The 17,388-nt window shown below is 56.3% G+C and carries 16 protein-coding genes; 13 read left to right on the top strand and 3 right to left on the bottom strand.

Annotated features, from left to right (window positions below):
* Nucleotides 1-120: 120 nt before the first annotated feature.
* The 3 genes from QGM61_RS02140 to QGM61_RS02130 all read left to right on the top strand — a co-directional run bounded on the left by QGM61_RS02140 (nt 121) and on the right by QGM61_RS02130 (nt 3,844).
* A complete protein-coding gene (locus QGM61_RS02140) occupies nt 121-969 on the top strand; it encodes a DUF3014 domain-containing protein (RefSeq protein ID WP_237133045.1) in 849 nt (282 codons plus the stop codon).
* A gap of 4 nt (nt 970-973) precedes the next feature.
* Entirely contained in the window at nt 974-2,794 is a 1,821-nt protein-coding gene (gene recQ / locus QGM61_RS02135; protein ID WP_237133046.1) for a DNA helicase RecQ, read from the top strand.
* Between the two features lie 66 nt (nt 2,795-2,860).
* A complete protein-coding gene (locus tag QGM61_RS02130; protein WP_281131711.1) occupies nt 2,861-3,844 on the top strand; it encodes a rhodanese-related sulfurtransferase in 984 nt (327 codons plus the stop codon).
* An 18-nt stretch (nt 3,845-3,862) separates the two neighbouring features.
* Here QGM61_RS02130 and QGM61_RS02125 read toward each other — a convergent pair whose 3' ends face one another.
* A complete protein-coding gene (locus tag QGM61_RS02125; RefSeq protein ID WP_237133048.1) occupies nt 3,863-4,084 on the bottom strand; it encodes a DUF1653 domain-containing protein in 222 nt (73 codons plus the stop codon).
* A gap of 123 nt (nt 4,085-4,207) precedes the next feature.
* Here QGM61_RS02125 and QGM61_RS02120 point away from each other — a divergent pair, with 123 nt between their 5' ends.
* Nucleotides 4,208-4,534, top strand: a complete 327-nt coding sequence (locus tag QGM61_RS02120; RefSeq protein ID WP_237133049.1) for a hypothetical protein — start codon at nt 4,208-4,210, stop codon at nt 4,532-4,534.
* Between the two features lie 105 nt (nt 4,535-4,639).
* Here the strand turns inward: QGM61_RS02120 and QGM61_RS02115 are convergent, their stop codons facing one another.
* Nucleotides 4,640-5,902 carry a hypothetical protein gene (locus QGM61_RS02115; protein WP_281131710.1) on the bottom strand — a complete coding sequence of 421 codons (1,263 nt, stop codon included), beginning with the start codon at nt 5,900-5,902 and terminating at the stop codon, nt 4,640-4,642.
* Nucleotides 5,903-6,190: 288 nt separating this feature from the next.
* Between QGM61_RS02115 and QGM61_RS02110 the strand changes: the two genes are divergently transcribed.
* From QGM61_RS02110 to QGM61_RS02085, 6 genes are all read left to right on the top strand, one after another.
* Nucleotides 6,191-7,939, top strand: coding sequence for a peptide ABC transporter substrate-binding protein (locus QGM61_RS02110; RefSeq protein WP_281131709.1), 1,749 nt, complete (start codon nt 6,191-6,193; stop codon nt 7,937-7,939).
* The gene (locus tag QGM61_RS02105) at nt 7,940-8,872 is read left to right on the top strand and encodes an ABC transporter permease (protein WP_237133052.1); all 933 of its coding nucleotides are present in this window, start codon (nt 7,940-7,942) and stop codon (nt 8,870-8,872) included.
* 17 nt (nt 8,873-8,889) lie between these two features.
* Nucleotides 8,890-10,302, top strand: coding sequence for an ABC transporter permease (locus QGM61_RS02100; protein WP_281131708.1), 1,413 nt, complete (start codon nt 8,890-8,892; stop codon nt 10,300-10,302).
* Nucleotides 10,299-11,324 carry an ABC transporter ATP-binding protein gene (locus QGM61_RS02095; protein ID WP_237133054.1) on the top strand — a complete coding sequence of 342 codons (1,026 nt, stop codon included), beginning with the start codon at nt 10,299-10,301 and terminating at the stop codon, nt 11,322-11,324. Before QGM61_RS02100 ends, QGM61_RS02095 begins: the two co-directional genes overlap by 4 nt.
* Nucleotides 11,321-12,280 (top strand): ABC transporter ATP-binding protein, encoded by a 960-nt coding sequence (locus tag QGM61_RS02090; protein WP_237133055.1) that lies wholly within the window; start codon nt 11,321-11,323, stop codon nt 12,278-12,280. The genes QGM61_RS02095 and QGM61_RS02090 overlap by 4 nt, the downstream gene beginning before the upstream one ends.
* A gap of 89 nt (nt 12,281-12,369) precedes the next feature.
* The gene (locus QGM61_RS02085) at nt 12,370-13,086 is read left to right on the top strand and encodes a DUF3450 domain-containing protein (RefSeq protein ID WP_281131707.1); all 717 of its coding nucleotides are present in this window, start codon (nt 12,370-12,372) and stop codon (nt 13,084-13,086) included.
* A gap of 82 nt (nt 13,087-13,168) precedes the next feature.
* On the opposite strand, the gene rimK is transcribed toward QGM61_RS02085, so the two are convergent.
* A complete protein-coding gene (gene rimK / locus QGM61_RS02080) occupies nt 13,169-14,083 on the bottom strand; it encodes a 30S ribosomal protein S6--L-glutamate ligase (protein ID WP_281131706.1) in 915 nt (304 codons plus the stop codon).
* Between the two features lie 252 nt (nt 14,084-14,335).
* On the opposite strand from rimK, the gene QGM61_RS02075 reads away from it, so the two are divergent.
* The 3 genes from QGM61_RS02075 to QGM61_RS02065 are packed head-to-tail and all read left to right on the top strand — an operon-like array spanning nt 14,336 to nt 17,344.
* Nucleotides 14,336-15,994 (top strand): hypothetical protein, encoded by a 1,659-nt coding sequence (locus tag QGM61_RS02075; protein WP_281131705.1) that lies wholly within the window; start codon nt 14,336-14,338, stop codon nt 15,992-15,994.
* 4 nt (nt 15,995-15,998) lie between these two features.
* Nucleotides 15,999-16,982 carry a glycosyltransferase family 2 protein gene (locus QGM61_RS02070; RefSeq protein WP_281131704.1) on the top strand — a complete coding sequence of 328 codons (984 nt, stop codon included), beginning with the start codon at nt 15,999-16,001 and terminating at the stop codon, nt 16,980-16,982.
* Nucleotides 16,979-17,344: a DMT family transporter gene (locus QGM61_RS02065; RefSeq protein WP_237133060.1), complete on the top strand. Its 366-nt coding sequence runs from the start codon at nt 16,979-16,981 to the stop codon at nt 17,342-17,344. The genes QGM61_RS02070 and QGM61_RS02065 overlap by 4 nt, the downstream gene beginning before the upstream one ends.
* Nucleotides 17,345-17,388 lie beyond the last annotated feature (44 nt).

The following is a 17,388-nucleotide window of genomic DNA, read 5'->3' as shown; positions in this document are numbered from 1 at the left end:
GAGCCTGTACTGGCTCATTACCAGTTTGTGGTCTCAATCTGACGATTGCGGGCAAAGTAGTGATGTCCGCAATCGTTGTCTTGCCCCTGTCATTAGCGTTGTGCCAGAATAGTTGTCACTATGGCACATAAAACATTAGCTATCTTTGCTGCACTGTCGCTGATCGGCGTCGTATTCCTGATCTATCTGGCGATGACCTTTGAGCCGCCGTCGGAGACCCGCACGACGGAACTGGATACGCCCATTCCGCGGCCCGTGACAACCACGCCCGATCCGGCGCCTACCATCACCGAAACTGAGCCCGCCGAGGCTCTGGTCGAGGTTGATCCGGTGGAGATTACGCCTGCGGAGCCGGAAGCCGATCTGCCAGACGCTGAGCCCCTGCCATCTCTTAACGCCAGTGACGCCGAGCTGTTTGCCCGGCTGGCTGAAATTGAGCTGGGTGCCAGCCTGATGCGATTGATGGCACCTGATGATGTAATCCGTAAATTCGTTGTGTTTGTGCACAATGCCTCAACCGGTGAGTTGCCCCAGCTGGACTACCCACTGCGCGACATTCCGTCTGATTTTGTGGCCACAGAAGTAGACGAGAATCTGTTTGAAATGGACCCGGCCACGCACAGACGCTTTGATACGCTCATCGACACGCTGGTGAGTATCGAGCCGCAGGCAGCCATGTCGATTTATCGTGCATTCAAACCACTGTTCCAGGAAGCCTACGCCGAAATCGGCTTTCAGGAAGATTTTGATGCAGTTCTGGTGCGTGCTATCGATCAGGTTATGGAGGTCCAGCTGCCGGAAGGGCCCTTCCAGTTGATCAAGCCTTCTGTGATGTTCCTGTATGCCGATACCAGGATTGAAGATATGGACCCGGTCGACAAGCAGCTGATACGCATCGGGCCCGCGAACACCGCCAAGCTAAAAGAACGTCTGCCTGCCTACCGGGAGCGACTCCAGGCCGGACGCTGATCGCATGAGCGAGTCGTCCAGGGCATTGGCCGTACTGCGGGAAATATTCGGCTACGAACAGTTCCGTGGTGCCCAGGCTGAAATTGTTGATACGCTTGTCGCTGGTCACAGCGCATTGGTCTTGATGCCCACCGGTGGTGGCAAATCACTCTGTTACCAGGTTCCCTCCATCGTCCGGCCGGGCGTTGGCATCGTCATATCCCCGCTCATTGCCCTGATGCAGGATCAAGTAGATGCCCTGCGCGAACTGGGTGTGCGCGCTGGTTTCATCAACTCCTCATTAAGCCCGGAACAATACGGTGAGACCATGCGGGCATTGCGTGCGGGTCAGCTTGACCTGCTGTACCTGGCGCCGGAGCGGCTTAGCCAGCCATCCACTCTCGATCTGCTGGACTCACTGGAGATTGCCCTGTTTGCCATTGATGAGGCGCACTGCGTGTCACAGTGGGGACATGATTTTCGTTCAGACTACCTGACATTGTCGGTACTGCAGCAGCGCTTCCCATTGATACCCCGGGTGGCTCTGACAGCAACGGCTGATACCGCAACGAGACAGGAGATTATTGAAAGGCTGGCGCTGGAAGATGCCCGGCATTTTGTGTCGGGTTTTGATCGACCCAATATTCAGTATCGCATCACCCAGAAACGCAATCCGCGCCAGCAGTTGATCGATTTCCTGCGCCGAGAGCACAGCGGCGATGCCGGCATCATCTACTGTCTGTCACGGCGCAAGACCGAAGAGACCGCTGCATGGCTGCAGCAGCAGGGTTTTGATGCGCTGCCATATCACGCCGGTCTCAGCGCTGAAGAGCGATTGCGCAATCAGCAGCGCTTCCTGCGGGAAGATGGTGTGATTGTGGTGGCAACCATCGCCTTTGGGATGGGCATAGACAAGCCCGATGTTCGATTTATAGTGCACCTGGATCTCCCGCGCAGCGTCGAGTCCTACTATCAGGAGACCGGTCGCGCTGGACGTGATGGGGAACCAGCCACGGCCTGGATGGTCTATGGTCTGCAGGATGTGATCAAACTGCGGCAGATGATGGATGGATCGCAGGGCAATGAACAGTTCAAACGTCTGGAACGGATCCGGCTGGATGCCATGCTTGGACTGTGCGAGATCACAAGCTGTCGCCGGCAGGCGCTGCGGCAGTATTTTGGCGAGCAGGCACCGGAGCAGTGCGGCAATTGCGACACCTGTCTGAATCCGCCCCCGACATGGGATGGCACCGAGGCGTCGCAAAAGGCACTGTCATGCGTCTACCGGACCGGGCAGCGCTTTGGCGTAGCGTATCTGATTGAGGTGCTGAGCGGGGTTGAAAGCGAGCGAGTGCTGAGTAATGGACACCATCGTGTGACGACATTCGGCATTGGTCGCGAGCTTGATAAAGCGCACTGGCAGTCAGTATTCAGGCAGCTTGTGGCGCGCGGTTATCTGGGCGTGGATCACACCAGCTTTGGTGGTCTGTATCTGACAGAGAAGGCGCGCCCAGTGCTGCGCGGTGATGAACGCCTGCGTCTGCGTGAGGATATCAGCGACGTGGCAGGCGGACGGCGTCGATCCGGCGACCGTGGCGAGGTGCTGCTGCCTGAGGACAGGCGTCTATGGGAGGCATTGCGTCAGTGCCGCAAGCAGTTGGCGGACGAACATGATGTGCCGCCCTACGTGATCTTTCACGATAAAACCTTGCTGGACATGGTGCAGTTGCGGCCCCTGAATGCGCAGCAACTGCTGGCGGTTAATGGTGTCGGGCAGGGCAAGTTGAGCAAGTACGGTGAGGAATTCTTGCGAATAATCAATGAGCACGAGCTCGATATGGTATAGAATGCGCCCCGTTTTTCGTTAAGCACCGGATTTACGTTCCGGAGGGCAGACAGGAGATTGGCAGGAATGACAGGCTCGGTAGTAGTGGCGGCCATGTACCGCTTTGCACGATTGGAAGATTTCACAGATTTACGCGCACCACTGCATCGCGTGATGCTGGATAACCAGGTCAAAGGTACCTTGCTGCTGGCGCGTGAAGGCATTAACGGCACCATCGCAGGTTCGCGCGAGGGCATCGACGCCGTGCTGGCCTGGCTGCGCAATGACGATCGTCTGGCCGCACTGGAAGTCAAAGAATCCTACACGGAAGACAATCCTTTCTACCGCACCAAGGTCAAACTCAAGAATGAGATCGTGACCATGGGCGTGGAAGATATCGATCCCTGCCATATTGTCGGCACCTACGTGAAACCGGCGGACTGGAACGCCCTGATATCCGACCCGGATGTGACGGTAATCGACACGCGTAATGACTACGAGTACCAGATTGGCACCTTCAAAGGGGCGATCAACCCGGAAACCGACGCCTTCCGTGAATTCCCGCGCTATGTGAAGCAGAATCTCAATCCGCAGAAACACAAAAAAGTGGCCATGTTCTGCACCGGCGGCATTCGCTGCGAGAAGTCGACTGCATTCCTCAAACAACAGGGTTTTGAAGAGGTCTACCACCTGGAAGGTGGCATCCTCAAATATCTGGAGGAAGTGCCGCAGGAGCAGTCACTGTGGCAGGGTGAGTGTTTCGTGTTCGACAATCGGGTGACGGTTAACCATCAGCTGGAGCGCGGCTCTTACGATCAGTGCCATGCCTGCCGCATGCCCATCACGGATGAGGAAAAAGCCTCGGAGCATTTCCGTCCGGGCATCAGCTGCCCGCATTGCCACGACAGGCACAGCCAGGAACAGCTGCGTCGCTATGCCGAGCGCGAGCGCCAGATGCAGCTGGCCCGGGAGCGGGGTGAGCATCACATTGGTGAACCTATGTCAGCCGTCATCAGGCGACGACGACAGGAAAAGCTGGCAGCCAAGCTGGAGCAGCGTCAGGCTGGTTGATGCTGTCCTGGCAGTAGCTCAGGACTGCTCTTCGCAATACGCAAACCTGGGCACATGCTTTCCATCAATACTGACGGTTTCAGTAAACATGGTCAGCGGCCTGACCCACAGGCCGCGTTCGCCATACTGTGGCCGGTACACCACCAGCGCTTCCTCGGTTTCGCTGTGACGGGCTACGCCGATCACATCGTATAGTGGTCCTTTGTAGTGGCGGTAAGTACCGGGCTTCAGGTCGGTCATGACAATTCCAGACAGTAAGTTGGCGAAACAGGGATTGTCGCGTAGTCTATTACAGCTCTGAATCCAACCCAACCGTATAAATGACGCTGGACAGCGGCGTCAGTATTTAATCAGGAGTATTGCATGATCGCGCCGGGACGCCTGTTGTTAACCTCATCCGTGTGTTTGTTGCTGGCGGCTTGTGCCTCTCAGCAGCCTTCCAAGCAGGTTCTGATTCAGGGCACCTGGACGGCGGAGTTTGAAGGGCAGGCGGTGACGCTGGAATACAGTGTCAGCGAGGTCACCGTGCGCGATTTTGGTATCAGCTTTCCCTATGAATGGGTCGATGATAATCATATCCGCCTGAATGCCATGGGGCAGCAGGTTGTCAGTGCAATCGAATTCGAGACGCCCGATGAAATGCATCAGATTACTGATGGTGATGTGCAGGTATTGTATCGCGTCAGGTAACGCCACAGGGCTTGCTGTCACAGCAATAAACTTGTCACAGTAATAAAAAAGCCGCCAAGGGCTTGACCCGTGGCGGCTTTTTGTTTGCCAGTGACTTAAACTGGATTATTCCTGTTCACCTGCACCCTCCGCGCAGATGGTCACGAAGGCGGCAACATCGCTGGCCCCCGACACAGCAATCGATGGAATGATGACCGTGTTAACGTCGCCAGTCCAGAACAGCCCTCCGCTGAAGGGTGCGGTTGTATCAATGCTGTAAGTTATCGGTTGATCAACTGTGTAAGAGCCCTGGGCGCCCACATACAAATCAACGCGGCGGATGTCGAAACCAGTAACTGGCGACAGGATCATGCCGAAGGCGCCGACACCGGCTGACGAAATCGTGCCATTGCCGTAAGCTGCACCTACATCAAGTGAGTCAGTCAGAACAAATGACTGCCCTGAGCCATTGAAGACCAGAGGCAGACCGACGCTACGCGTATCGGTAATACCGCAGTTTTCGGGCAGCCCGCTGCCGTTGTCATCGTCATCATCATCGTTCGCGCATTCGGCGTTGACACCGAAGTAGGTCGCCCAGCTGCCTTTCTCTGTGAAGCGGGTTTCACCTGCCCAGGCTGATTCGGTCTGTCCGGATTTAGAGACGACACCATGAGCTGCAACCAGCAGTGCGGAGGGGTCGGCGCAATAGCTTTCCGGATCAATGCCCAGATCGCTGGCGGGAATCGTGAACGTGTGGGTACCAACGCCCATCACACTCGCCGTATAGGGAAATTGCCCCGGGCTTGGGCTGCCTTTTCTGGTGGTGGGCGCATCATCCAGGGATGTTCCAACCCACAGGTGCGGCTCGGACAGTTCCCAGCCATCTTCCAGAATGTAGTCTACCAGCAGGTTGTCGCCGTCCAGCGTCACACAGACACTGCCCACTACGATATGCTGTCCTGCGCGGTAAATGGCGCAATTGCCGTCTACAACAGCGACATCATCGCCGCTGCCAGCGCTGTCGTCGTCATCATTGCTACCATGGTTGTGCCCATGGCCTTTGCCCTTATGGTCCGGGTGACCCTTGCCGGGTCCGTCGTGATCATGACCACGATCTTTATCTTTTCCCTTGCCTTTATTGTCGCCGTCATCGTCGTGATCACTGCCTCCATGGTTGTGCCCATGGCCTTTGCCCTTGTGGTCCGGGTGACCCTTGCCGGGTCCGTCGTGATCGTGGCCGCGCGCTTTGTTGTTCGAATCGGAGGCGTTGGTCACTTCAGCCTGATTCTTGGACTTCGCTTCAGCAGCCTGTGCGCCCAAAACGGTGAACGCGGCCAGGCCGCAGACGGCAATGGCCAGCGTCAGTTTTTTAGGTGTTATCTGATGCATGATCGGTGTCCTTCTTTCTCGATTTTCGTTTCAGTTGCAACGCCTGATGCAGCATGGCTTGCAACGAGAGTTCATAAGGGACTATGCGGTGATGGTAATTCTACTCTCAATTGAGCGATATTCCAGTGGTTTGTGGCGCGGACTGTGGAAAAAAGCGGGTAATTTTGGGTAATTCCCCGGGCTATTTGCCGTTAATATGAATTCATTCAATTTTATGTCACAGACTATCGACGCGCGCAAACGCGCTGGGTTATGCTTGGGGCTTGCCTTGACCTGATTGAATTCGATATGAAGCAGTCCGAATCCCTGCCAACGACAGACCCATCATCTACAGTGCCGGCACCCGGTGACCGCATGACCCGCGCCGCAGCCAGGCAGCTGGCGATCTATGCGGCTGTTGTAGTACTCGCGCTGGTGGTGGCCATGTTTGGCTTGAATTATCTGGCCAGCCTGACTAGCAGCGCGGCCGGCATGTCGCGCGAAGCCGTTGATGTGGAAAACAACATCATCACCTCCTATCTGCGCGAAGAACCTCCTCAGATGAACAGCATGCGCTCCAGTGATGCCATCAGCAGCATGGTCATGGCGCATGTTATGGAAGGTCTGCTGCGCTACGACGAGAACAGCGAGCTGGCGCCGGGTGTTGCCGAGCGCTGGGAGCAGGACGGCAGAACCGTTACATTCTGGCTGCGTGACGATGCCCGCTGGAGTAACGGCGAGCCGGTCACCGCCCATGACTTCGAATTTGCATGGAAGAACGTGCTGGCACCTGCTACAGGGTCCCAGTATGCCTTTCTGCTGTATCCCATCCTGAATGCCGAAGCCGCCAATAATGGCGAAGTCTCCACTGATGAAGTCGGTGTCGAGGCGGTAGATGATCATACGCTGGTGGTCACGCTGGAAACCCCGATTGCCTACTTCGACCGTATGGTGGCCTATATGACCTTCATGCCGGTCAATCAGGAATTCTTCGAACAGACGAATGGCCGTTACGGCGCTGACGCAGACCAGATGATCTACAACGGGCCCTTCATCATGACCAGCTGGGTGCATGGCGCGAGCATGCAGTTGCGCAAGAACCCCTATTACTGGGACGCGGACCGGATCAAGCTGGATGGTATTGATTACGCCCACATGACCAGCGACTCCAATACCCTGCAGAATCTGTTCAAGGACGGCCAGATCGTGATTGCCGATCTGACCTCCGAAATGCTTGAGGAGGCCATGTTCCAGCGCTGGCCGCTGAGCCAGTTCATGGAAGGCACTACCTTCTATGCCGAATTCAATCATCGCCCTGAACGGCTGACGCGTAACCTTAATCTGCGCAAAGCCATGCTGCTGGTCCATGACCCCAGCGAACTGGTGAATCGTGTTATCAAATTGCCCGGATATGTGCCTGCCGAGACGCTGTTCCCACGCTGGGTTCAGGGTATGGATGGTTCATTGCGAGAGGAATACCCGCTGCCACCGCTGCAGCGAGATGTTGAAAAGGCCCGCGAACACCTGCAGATGGCGCTGGATGAACTCGGGCTGGAAGAGTTGCCACCACTGGTTTTTCTCTCCAGCGATACACCGGTAGCCCGCATTCAGTCGGAGTACTATCAGGAAGTATTCCGGCGCTATCTTGGTATCGAGCTGCTGATCGACAGGCAGGTGTTTCGACAGCGACTGGAGAAAATGACGGCTGGCGATTTTGACCTGGTTGGCGCTGGCTGGGGGCCGGACTACAACGATCCGCTGACCTTTGCTGATCTTTTCGCGTCCTGGAACCTTAATAACCGAGGCCGCTACAGCAACCCTGAGCTGGATGCCCAGGTCAGAATCGCACAAAGTTCGCTTGATCCGCAGGAGCGCACAGATGCCTTTGGTGAAATCCATCGCATCATCCGCGATCAGGCAGTGATCATGCCAGACTACGAGCGTGGCTATGTGTACGTGACAGATCCCCGGGTCAAGGGCATCGTTCGTCACGTGTTTGGTGCAGAAACTGACTTCACCAATGCCTGGATTGATGCCGACGCAGGAGAAGAACAATAAATGTGGTTGTATACCCTTAAACGCCTGTTACAGGGTGTAATCACTGTCTGGTTTATTGCCACCGCCACGTTTTTTGGCATGCACAGCGTTCCTGGCGACCCATTGTCTGGCGAGCGCGCCACCAACGAAGTCATTCGCGCCAACCTGGAGGCGCGCTACGGCCTGGATCGGCCGGTCACTGAGCAGTACTTCATTTTTATGGGGAACATGCTGCGTGGCGACTTCGGCATTTCCTACACGCAGCAGAATCGTGAAGTAAATGACATCATTCGCGAGCATTTCCCTGTTTCAGCGACTCTTGGTCTGCTTGCTGTGCTGTTTGCCGCAGCCGGTGGCATCCTGTTTGGTGCCCTGACAGCGCTGTATCGAAATCGCCTGCCCGACTACATCATCATGTTTCTGGTCATCCTGGGTATATCGGTGCCCAGCTTCGTATTTGCCGCGCTGGGTCAGCTGTCGCTGGTAAACGTGAACAACGTTCTGGGATTTTCGATTCTGCCGGTGGCTGGCTGGGGTACGGTGGGCCATATGCTGTTGCCGGCGCTGGTACTTGGTCTCGGTACCATGGCCTATATGACACGCCTGATGCGCTCCTCAATGCTTGAGGTAATGAGTGCTGACTATATCCGTACGGCGAAGGCCAAGGGGCTTTCGCCCACCCGCATTTTTGCGCGCCATCAGCTCCGCAATGCAGTCATGCCAGTGATTACCGTGCTCGGTCCGGCCATTGCGGCCATCACTACCGGTGGATTTGTGGTAGAGCTGGTATTTGCCATTCCGGGCCTGGGACGTTACTTCGTTCAGGCGGTGCAACAACTCGACTACACCGTCATCATGGGAACCACCGTGTTTTATGGTGCTTTCCTGGTGTTCATGGTCATCATGGTGGATCTGGTCTACAGCTGGATTGATCCGCGCGTCAGACTGCAGTAAGGGGATCAGGTCACGGTATGGATCAACATTCAAAACACCCATCGGCAGCCGTTGTGCCCACCCTGCGTCCCACCGATTTTGAGGTGCTCGGCACCCAGTCGTCTGCGCCTGTGCTGGTGCGACCTTCACGTTCCTACTGGCAGGATGCCTGGCAACGACTGAAATCCAACAAACGTGCGCTGGTGTCACTGTATCTGGTTATAGGCCTTATTCTGTTCACTTTTGTGGGGCCGCTGGTGTGGCGGGTAGATCCAGCGCTGCAGGATATTGACCAGATCAGTCTGGCGCCCGGCGCAGATCGCCGTGCACTGGTCGTTGAACCATTCTCCGCCTGGGATGGGGTAACTGAGTGGCAGCAGTCGCAGGGGCAGAGCGGTCTGCGCGTGGCTGACAGTCCCAACACCCAGAGTGTCCGTCTGAAATGGGATGCGTCGCTAACTGCGGGCGGTTACCTCGTTTATCGCAATATCTACGAACCGGAAGGCATGGATTCGCTAGGGTTGCCATTGATGGAAATCGAGAACCCGGCACAGGCTTATTACGAAGATCGTCTCGATCTGCAACCCGACGTCTATTATTACTCGCTGGTAGAGCTCAATGACAACGGGCAGCCCATGGGTGGCTATCAGATGGTGACAGCCGAGGTCAGGCGCGTCATTACTGTCGATGAGGTAATCGCCCGCAATCTGGTTGACGATCCTTCAGCATTAATGCCGGGTGATGAGGTCATGCTGGCCTGGCACCCGCTGGGTACGGACTACCTCGGTCGCGACATGCTGGCCCGCCTTATGGCAGGCGCTCAGGTATCCCTGTTTATTGGTCTGCTGGCGCCTCTGCTGTTCGTCAGCTTCGGTGTGGTCTATGGCGCTACTGCCGGATTCATTGGCGGTCGTCTGGATCAGCTGTTTATGCGTTTCGCTGACTTTGTGGTGGCATTGCCCTTCCTGCTGTTCATGATTCTTTTCCAGGTCGTATTTGGGATTGGACCAGGCGAAAGCGGCATCATACCGATGCTGGTGGCGCTGGTGATATTGTCCTGGCCGGCCACTGCGCGCCTGGTGCGCGGGCAGATTCTGCAGATTCGAGAGGAAGCCTATGTCAGTGCCGCGAAGCTACTGGGCGCATCCAACAAGTATCTGATTACCCGCCATATGATTCCCAACACCCTGGGTGTCATTCTGGTTACCCTGACCTTTGCGGTGCCAACTGCCATCTTTACAGAGGCATTCCTGTCCTTTATTGGCATGGGTGTCGCGCCACCCACGGCGTCCTGGGGCAGTATGTGCAACGAAGGTCTGAAGACCATGCTGACGCATCCTCATGAACTTATCTTCCCGGCTGCCATGATCAGTATTACCGTGCTCGCCTTCAATCTGCTGGGCGACGGCCTGCGCGATGCCCTGGATGCGAGAATGAGGAGTTCCGAATGAGCGCGTTGTTGAGCGTTGACAATCTGCATGTTCAGTTTGCCACTTACGGCGGCATTGTGCAGGCCGTGCGCGGGATCAGTTTCAGTGTGAATGCTGGCGAGACTCTGGCGATTGTTGGCGAGTCTGGCTGCGGCAAGTCCGTGACCATGCAGGCTGTGATGGGGCTGATTCCGATGCCACCGGGCAAAATCACCGCCGGCACCGCGCATTTGCGGGGTGAACCGTTTCTGGGTCGTTCGCATTTGAACGGCAAGGCGATTTGCGGCGATGAAATCGGCATGATTTTTCAGGACCCGATGTCCTCGCTGAATCCAACCATGCGCATCGGCGACCAGATTGCCGAGACACTGGAAGTGCATCGCGGATACAGCCGTAGTGAGGCATTTGCCCGCGCCATTGAGTTGCTGGAGCTGGTTCGCATACCCGAAGCCGCCAAGCGCGCCAGGCAGTATCCGTTTGAATTCTCGGGTGGCATGCTGCAGCGCGCCATGATTGCGATGGCCGTCGCCTGCAAGCCATCTGTGCTGATTGCCGATGAACCAACAACGGCGCTGGATGTGACCATTCAGGCGCAGATTCTCGATCTGCTGAAGGACATTCAGCGCGAGACCGGCATGGCCATTATTCTGATCACGCACGACCTTGCCGTTGTGGCACGCATGGCTGACAAAGTAGCCGTTATGTACGCCGGGCAGGTGGTGGAGTATGCCAACGTGGATGACCTGTTCGCCAAGTCCTCTCATCCCTACACATTGGGGCTGAAGCTTGCGATGCCGAGTAAGGAATCCGACGAGACGCATACCCTGCAACCGATACCCGGCAGCCCGCCCGATCTGTTTTCGCCGCCCAAGGGTTGCGCCTACTGTGCTCGCTGCCCGTTTGCCATGCAGGTTTGCCAACGTGAGGATCCGCCGGCATTCACCATCGCCAGCGATCATCGGTCGCGTTGCTGGCTGCAGCATCCGCAGCAGTCCAGGCCTGTCTCTGGCCTGTATCGCCGCACAGATGAGGTAACCGCATGAGCGCTTTAGTCAAACTTGACCAGCTCACCAAACACTTTGATCTGGGGCGCGGGCAGCGCGTGCATGCTGTTGATGGTATCTCGCTGGAAATTCAGCGCGGTGAGACGCTGGGGCTGGTAGGAGAGAGCGGTTCTGGCAAGTCCTCACTTGGCAAGACGCTGATGGGCCTGCACGACAAGACATCTGGAAGTGTAATCTACGATGGTGAGGAGCTGCCCAAACACTACAGGGCTGCTGACTTTCAGCGCATGGCCAGTCGCATGCAGATGATATTCCAGGATCCGTATTCGTCGCTGAATCCACGGATGACAGTAGGCGAAATCATCAGTGAAGGCCTGCGCGGCAAACCACTGAGCAAAGCGCAGAAGCAGAAGACAGTGGGCGAGTGGCTGGAAAAAGTCGGCCTTAACGCGGCTCACGCTTCGCGCTACCCACATGAGTTTTCCGGTGGCCAGCGGCAACGTATAGGCATAGCCCGCGCGCTGATCATGTCGCCAGAATTTGTTGTCTGTGACGAGCCGATATCTGCCCTGGATGTGTCTGTGCAGGCTCAGGTGGTCAATCTACTGAACGATCTAAAGACTTCGATGGGGCTGACCATGCTGTTTATTGCCCATGATCTGTCCATGGTTCGCTACATCAGTGATCGTATGGCCGTCATGTACCTGGGTGCTCTGGTCGAGCTCGGCAATGCCAAGGATGTCTACTTCCAGCCGCGCCACCCCTATACTGAAGTGCTGATTGCCTCCAATCCCGAGCCTGATCCAGTGACAGAGCGCGAACGCGCCTCGACGACAATTCAGGGCGAGATACCAAGCCCTGTGAATGTGCCGGCAGGGTGCCGATTTGCCGGCCGTTGCCCCAAAGTGATGCAGGTCTGCCGGGAGCAGACACCTGCTTTGTTGCCCCTGGTGGACGAGGATCGTCTGGTTGCCTGCCATCTGTACAGTCAATAGCATTTAACGTAAAAATCGGCATGGTCGGCGGGTTGTTTTCGTCAGGCCATCTGATTTACTATGTGGGTCCCCAACGAGGAAGAATAATTATGAAGTCCCTGCATTACTTTTCCAGGTCCACCGTTTTGGGACCTGTCGCTGCAGCCGCGATCACTCTGGCTGCCCTGAGCACACCAGTTAGCGCGCAAACCGTCCAGGAACAGTTCAACCAGGCGAATGCCCAGTTGGTAGCTCTGGTCGAGATGAATGAGCAGCTGCGTCAGCGTATTGCCCGTCAGGAGCAGCTGATCGGCGAAATGGCAGAGTCTATCGAACATGCAGCCCTGCTGGCGAACGAAGAAAGCTCACCGCTGAATGACCTGATCGAACGCATGATGAGCAGCATCGAGCAGTTTGTTGAGGCAGATCTGCCCTTCGAGCTGGAAGAGCGTCGCGAGCAGGTGGCACGTATTCGCGGTCTGGTTGATAACCCCGAAGCACCTTTGGCGCAAAAGCTGAGCCTGCTTATTTCCCTGTATCAGGCAGAGGGCGGTTACGGCAGAACGTTGGACACCTACGAAACCACCATGGAAATCGACGGTGTTGAGACTGAGGTGACGATTACCCGTGTTGGCCGCATCATGCTGGCGTATCAGACAGCAGACCGCACGGTCACAGCAGTCTGGGACAACAATCAGGATCAGTGGGTCGAGCTGGCTCCGGGTGAATACCGCACCGCTGTGACGCGCGCCATGAATGTTGCTAATGGCACACTGGCACCTGAGCTGATCAACATCCCGATACACGCTCCGGTAGACGCCGAGTAAGTAAGTTTAGACCGGCGCCGCAATTCACCCGCGTCGCCCCAAAAAAGCCGTCAGAACTTCGGTCCTGATGGCTTTTTTGTTTCTATCCCTTGCCTTTCATTTTGTTCGGGCCTTTGAGCGAATCCTTCTCGATATACTCAATAATCGCACCCGCGATATTCTTGCCAGTCGCTCTCTCAATGCCTTCCAGGCCAGGCGATGAGTTCACCTCCAGCACCAGCGGGCCATGATTGGAGCGAATGATATCGACGCCGGCAACATCCAGACCCATCACCTGCGCCGCCTTGGTGGCCAGTTTGCGCTCGTCGGGCCGTAGCTTGACGACCTCGGCAGAACCACCCCGGTGCAGGTTGGAGCGATACTCGCCAGCTGCTGCGGTACGCTGCATCGCTGCTACAACCTTGTCACCGACAACAAAACAGCGGATGTCCGAGCCGGCAGCTTCCCTGATGAACTCCTGCACCAGAAAATCAGCTTCCAGGCCACGGAAGGCATTGATCAGGCTCTCCGCGGCCTTTTTGGTTTCGGCCAGCACCACACCATTACCCTGGGTACTCTTTAAGACCTTGACCAACAGCGGCGCGCCGCCAACCGACTGAATAAGATCCGCCGTGGCGTCAGCAGAGTGTGCATAGCTGGTAATGGGCTGGCCAATGCCTCGGCGCGCGAGCAATTGATGGGCGCGCAGCTTGTCTCGAGAGCGGGTAATTGCAATGGATTCATTGACTGAATAGGTGCCACTCACCTCGAACTGTCGCAGTACGGCCGCGCCATACAGCGTGACACTGGCGCCAATGCGCGGTATCACGGCGTCAAACTCCAGCGCTTCTGGCGCACCACTGCCCTTGTAGAACACAGTCGGATTATTGGCAGTAATGTTCATGTAGCACTTCAACACGTCAACGACGCGTGCATCATGGCCGCGTTCCCTGGCTGCTTCGACCAGACGTCGTGTTGAGTAGAGCTTGGAATTGCGCGACAGAACGCCAATTTTCATGACGGAGAACCTTTGTGACTGGTGCAAGAGTTAAGTGGGCGTTTGTATATCTAGAATATCAGAGCCGATGCCAATACCCAATGAGGCGTGCCATGACACAAAACCATGGCCTTTGGGCTGGGTGGGCCCGGAAAGGCGGCATAAGGTACCACAAATCCGGCATCTTACAACTGGCGTGTGCTTACTTTGGCTTGCTGCCAGTGCGGGCAGCATGCGAAGATTCGGCAATAACATAACAGGATAATGGTGCGGATGCCCAGAACAATGCAATACCTGCTGGCTGCCATCGGATTTGTGCTGCTGGCGCTGCTCATCAATTTCGGCGTGCTTGATGGCAGCTGGCGCTGGGATGACAGTCAGATTCTGCTGCATGCGCACCAGTTCAACTGGCTGCAGGATTTCACGAACCCCGAAGTATGGCAGCAGTTTTCTCCCGCCAACCTGACTCCGCTGCTCATTCTCAGCTTCGAAGTCGACCTCATTCTGTTTGGCCTGACCCCCTCGATGTTTTATCTGCATCAGCTGCTGGCGCTGGCGGCCGCCGCCTGGATGATGTTCCTGTGTCTCAAGTTCTGGTGTCGGGGCGGATTCGCGGTGCTGGGCGGTGTACTGTTTTTGATTGGCACGCCAACCTTGCTGGTTGCGCAGCAGTTGATGACGCGCCACTACGCAGAGGGCCTGGTGCTGGCGCTGGTGGCGCTTTACGGTTTCGTTCGCTTTGTTCGTGGTGGTGCAGTGCTGTGGCTGGTGCTTGCCCTGGTCAGCTACGCCCTGGCCTGCATGGCAAAAGAAGTCTACGTGCCATTACCGCTGATCCTGCTCTGCATTCCTGATGGGACGTTTGCAAAGCGTCTGCGCGCAGCCGCTCCGTTTTTTCTGCTCACCTTGCTCTATGCAATCTGGCGCAGCTGGATGCTGGAAAGCGTGACGGGTGGTTATGCCTCAACCGCAAGCTTTTTTTCAGGCGCGTTTATTCAGCAGGTTGTGATTACGTTTGCCGGATTCCCGCGCCTGCTGGGTGGTGGATGGTGGCCTGTGTTAACGCTGGCCGCTGTGCTGGTGCTTGTGACATACCTCTACATTAAGCGCCATGTGCCCTGGCGAATGCTAATCGTGGCAGCCATGGTGTTGCTGCCTCTGGCGCCATTGGTGCAGTCACCAGGTATTGTGCTGGCAGACCGCTATCTGCTGGTGGTGTGGGCGGCTACAAGCTTTGCCATAGCCTACATGCTCAGCCAGGTCTGGCAGGCGACTACAGAGTCGATGGGCTGGGCGGGCACAGGCACGGTGGCGCTGACTGGTCTGCTGGCGCTGGCGGCGGCCGTGCAGGGATTCAGCGTCCGCAGTGCCCTGGCAGCGGTTGGCAAAGAATTCGACGTGCAGGGACAATTTCTCTGGCAGCAGGATGATTCAGTGGCCATGATTCCATCAGGGAACGTGGTGCCTGCGTTCTGGTTCGTCACCGGGCTAAGAGACTTCAAACAGGGCCTGGGACTGGGCTCGTCACCAGTCACTGTCGTCGACGATATCTATCTGCAGCAGTCTGGAGTGGATCAGCTCTACGGCTGGCAGCAGGATTGTCAGTGCATGGTGGACATTTCCGAACAGGTCCCGGGTCGGCTGGCAGCCTACGAGGACAGTCTGCGGCCGCAGGCGCCGCTGAACCTGCGTTACGGCTACCAGGGGGGGTATTTCACCTGGCAGTTCGGGCCCTACAGTGATGGGCAGTACCATCTGGTATCTGACGTCATTGGCGTGATTCCGGCGCCTGCAGCTGGTCAATTGCGCGCGACGTTGACAGATGGAGCACCATTTTATATTCGATACACATCGCCAGAAGGATGGATGACCTACTCCGCGCAGCAGCGGGTAGTTCGCGACGGGCCTGAAACAGCCTGGTCCAGGGAGTAAAAACATGAAGCAGGTCGTGATCATCATTCCGGCGCTGAATGAGGCAGCCAATATTGTTGCCAATCTGAAAACCATTCAGGGCCACCTGGCATCTGTGACAGATGTCAGTTTCGACTTGATGGTGGTTGACGATGGCTCTACGGACGATACGGCGGCACTGGTCCGTAATCTCGCGGAGAGCGAGCCACAAGTTAAACTGCTGAGTCTCAGTCGACACTTTGGCAAGGAGTCGGCGATTACCGCTGGCCTGAGAGCGGCCCGGGATTATGACGCGGCGATTGTCATGGACAGCGATCTGCAGCATCCGCCAAAAATGATCCCGGACATGATTGCGCACTGGCAGCAGGGAGCATCGGTCGTAGAAGCTGTAAAGGAATCACGCGGTAATGAAACCCGCATGCGTGGAACCCTGGTCAAGCTGTACTATGCGCTTTTTAATTATCTGACACGACTGAGTATCTCTGGCGACACCGATTTTAAATTGCTGGACCAGTCGGTCGTACAGGCCTACTGCTCGTTGCCCGAGCATGGACGCTTCTTCCGCGGGCTCATCAAGTGGATGAATTTTCCATCGGTGCAATTGAGTTTTGATGTGCCGGAATCCACACGCAAACGCTCTGCCTGGGGCAATGGAGCCCTGTTCCGCTACGCCATTGCGTCCATCACGTCCTTCACGGCCTTCCCGCTGCAGATTGTCACGCTGCTGGGCGGCATGACCTTCCTGCTGAGCCTGGTAATTGGTGGCATGGCGCTGGCAGACAAGCTGGCTGGCCGGGCTGTTGATGGTTTTACCACCGTCATTCTGCTGATTCTGTTGATCGGCAGCGTGTTGATGTTCAGCGTCGGCCTGATCGGAATTTACATTGGCAGAATTTACGATGAGGTCAAACGGCGACCAAACTATCTGGTGGATCAGCAAAAGAGTCTGTTGCCCGAGCGCAGACAGTCGACTGGCAAAAGCCCGCAGCAGGAGAACGAAACACCATGATGGCAGGCAAATATCTTTCTGTGCTGACTCATGCACTGCTGCTGGCAACCTTGCTCGCCACCTCGCACGCCGTGCTCAAATGGGTGTCCGTGCAGCAGCACGATAACTATATTCAGCTGTTGCAGACGCAGTGGAAAGGCGTTTTTCTGGCGCTGTCTCTGTATGGCTTTATATTTTTTTACTACATCGTCGTGCTGCGCAGCAGCCCGGTGTCTATACTCTATCCTGTATACACTGGTTTATCGGTACTGTTTGTGTTGCTGGCCGGCCGTTTTATTTTCAGCGAGCCCATCAGTGTGACACAGGTATTCGGTGCGATCTGCATTCTCGCCGGTATCGTGCTGATGGGCAGCGGACGTTAGTTCAGTAACATGCAATTGAAAAGAACATGGCGAAACGAGGGAAA

Source organism: Pseudohongiella sp. SYSU M77423, assembly GCF_029911965.1.
Lineage (GTDB): Bacteria > Pseudomonadota > Gammaproteobacteria > Pseudomonadales > Pseudohongiellaceae > Pseudohongiella.
The sequence above is the reverse complement of the archived record's forward strand: the minus strand, read 5'-3'. Positions and strand labels throughout refer to the sequence as shown.

Bases quoted from the DNA above. Each gene is read 5' to 3' on its own strand.
- QGM61_RS02140 (WP_237133045.1), top strand. From the start codon at position 121: ATGGCACATAAAACATTAGCTATCTTTGCTGCACTGTCGCTGATCGGC.
- recQ (WP_237133046.1), top strand. From the start codon at position 974: ATGAGCGAGTCGTCCAGGGCATTGGCCGTACTGCGGGAAATATTCGGC.
- QGM61_RS02130 (WP_281131711.1), top strand. From the start codon at position 2,861: ATGACAGGCTCGGTAGTAGTGGCGGCCATGTACCGCTTTGCACGATTG.
- QGM61_RS02125 (WP_237133048.1), bottom strand. From the start codon at position 4,084: ATGACCGACCTGAAGCCCGGTACTTACCGCCACTACAAAGGACCACTA.
- QGM61_RS02120 (WP_237133049.1), top strand. From the start codon at position 4,208: ATGATCGCGCCGGGACGCCTGTTGTTAACCTCATCCGTGTGTTTGTTG.
- QGM61_RS02115 (WP_281131710.1), bottom strand. From the start codon at position 5,902: ATGCATCAGATAACACCTAAAAAACTGACGCTGGCCATTGCCGTCTGC.
- QGM61_RS02110 (WP_281131709.1), top strand. From the start codon at position 6,191: ATGAAGCAGTCCGAATCCCTGCCAACGACAGACCCATCATCTACAGTG.
- QGM61_RS02105 (WP_237133052.1), top strand. From the start codon at position 7,940: ATGTGGTTGTATACCCTTAAACGCCTGTTACAGGGTGTAATCACTGTC.
- QGM61_RS02100 (WP_281131708.1), top strand. From the start codon at position 8,890: ATGGATCAACATTCAAAACACCCATCGGCAGCCGTTGTGCCCACCCTG.
- QGM61_RS02095 (WP_237133054.1), top strand. From the start codon at position 10,299: ATGAGCGCGTTGTTGAGCGTTGACAATCTGCATGTTCAGTTTGCCACT.
- QGM61_RS02090 (WP_237133055.1), top strand. From the start codon at position 11,321: ATGAGCGCTTTAGTCAAACTTGACCAGCTCACCAAACACTTTGATCTG.
- QGM61_RS02085 (WP_281131707.1), top strand. From the start codon at position 12,370: ATGAAGTCCCTGCATTACTTTTCCAGGTCCACCGTTTTGGGACCTGTC.
- rimK (WP_281131706.1), bottom strand. From the start codon at position 14,083: ATGAAAATTGGCGTTCTGTCGCGCAATTCCAAGCTCTACTCAACACGA.
- QGM61_RS02075 (WP_281131705.1), top strand. From the start codon at position 14,336: ATGCCCAGAACAATGCAATACCTGCTGGCTGCCATCGGATTTGTGCTG.
- QGM61_RS02070 (WP_281131704.1), top strand. From the start codon at position 15,999: ATGAAGCAGGTCGTGATCATCATTCCGGCGCTGAATGAGGCAGCCAAT.
- QGM61_RS02065 (WP_237133060.1), top strand. From the start codon at position 16,979: ATGATGGCAGGCAAATATCTTTCTGTGCTGACTCATGCACTGCTGCTG.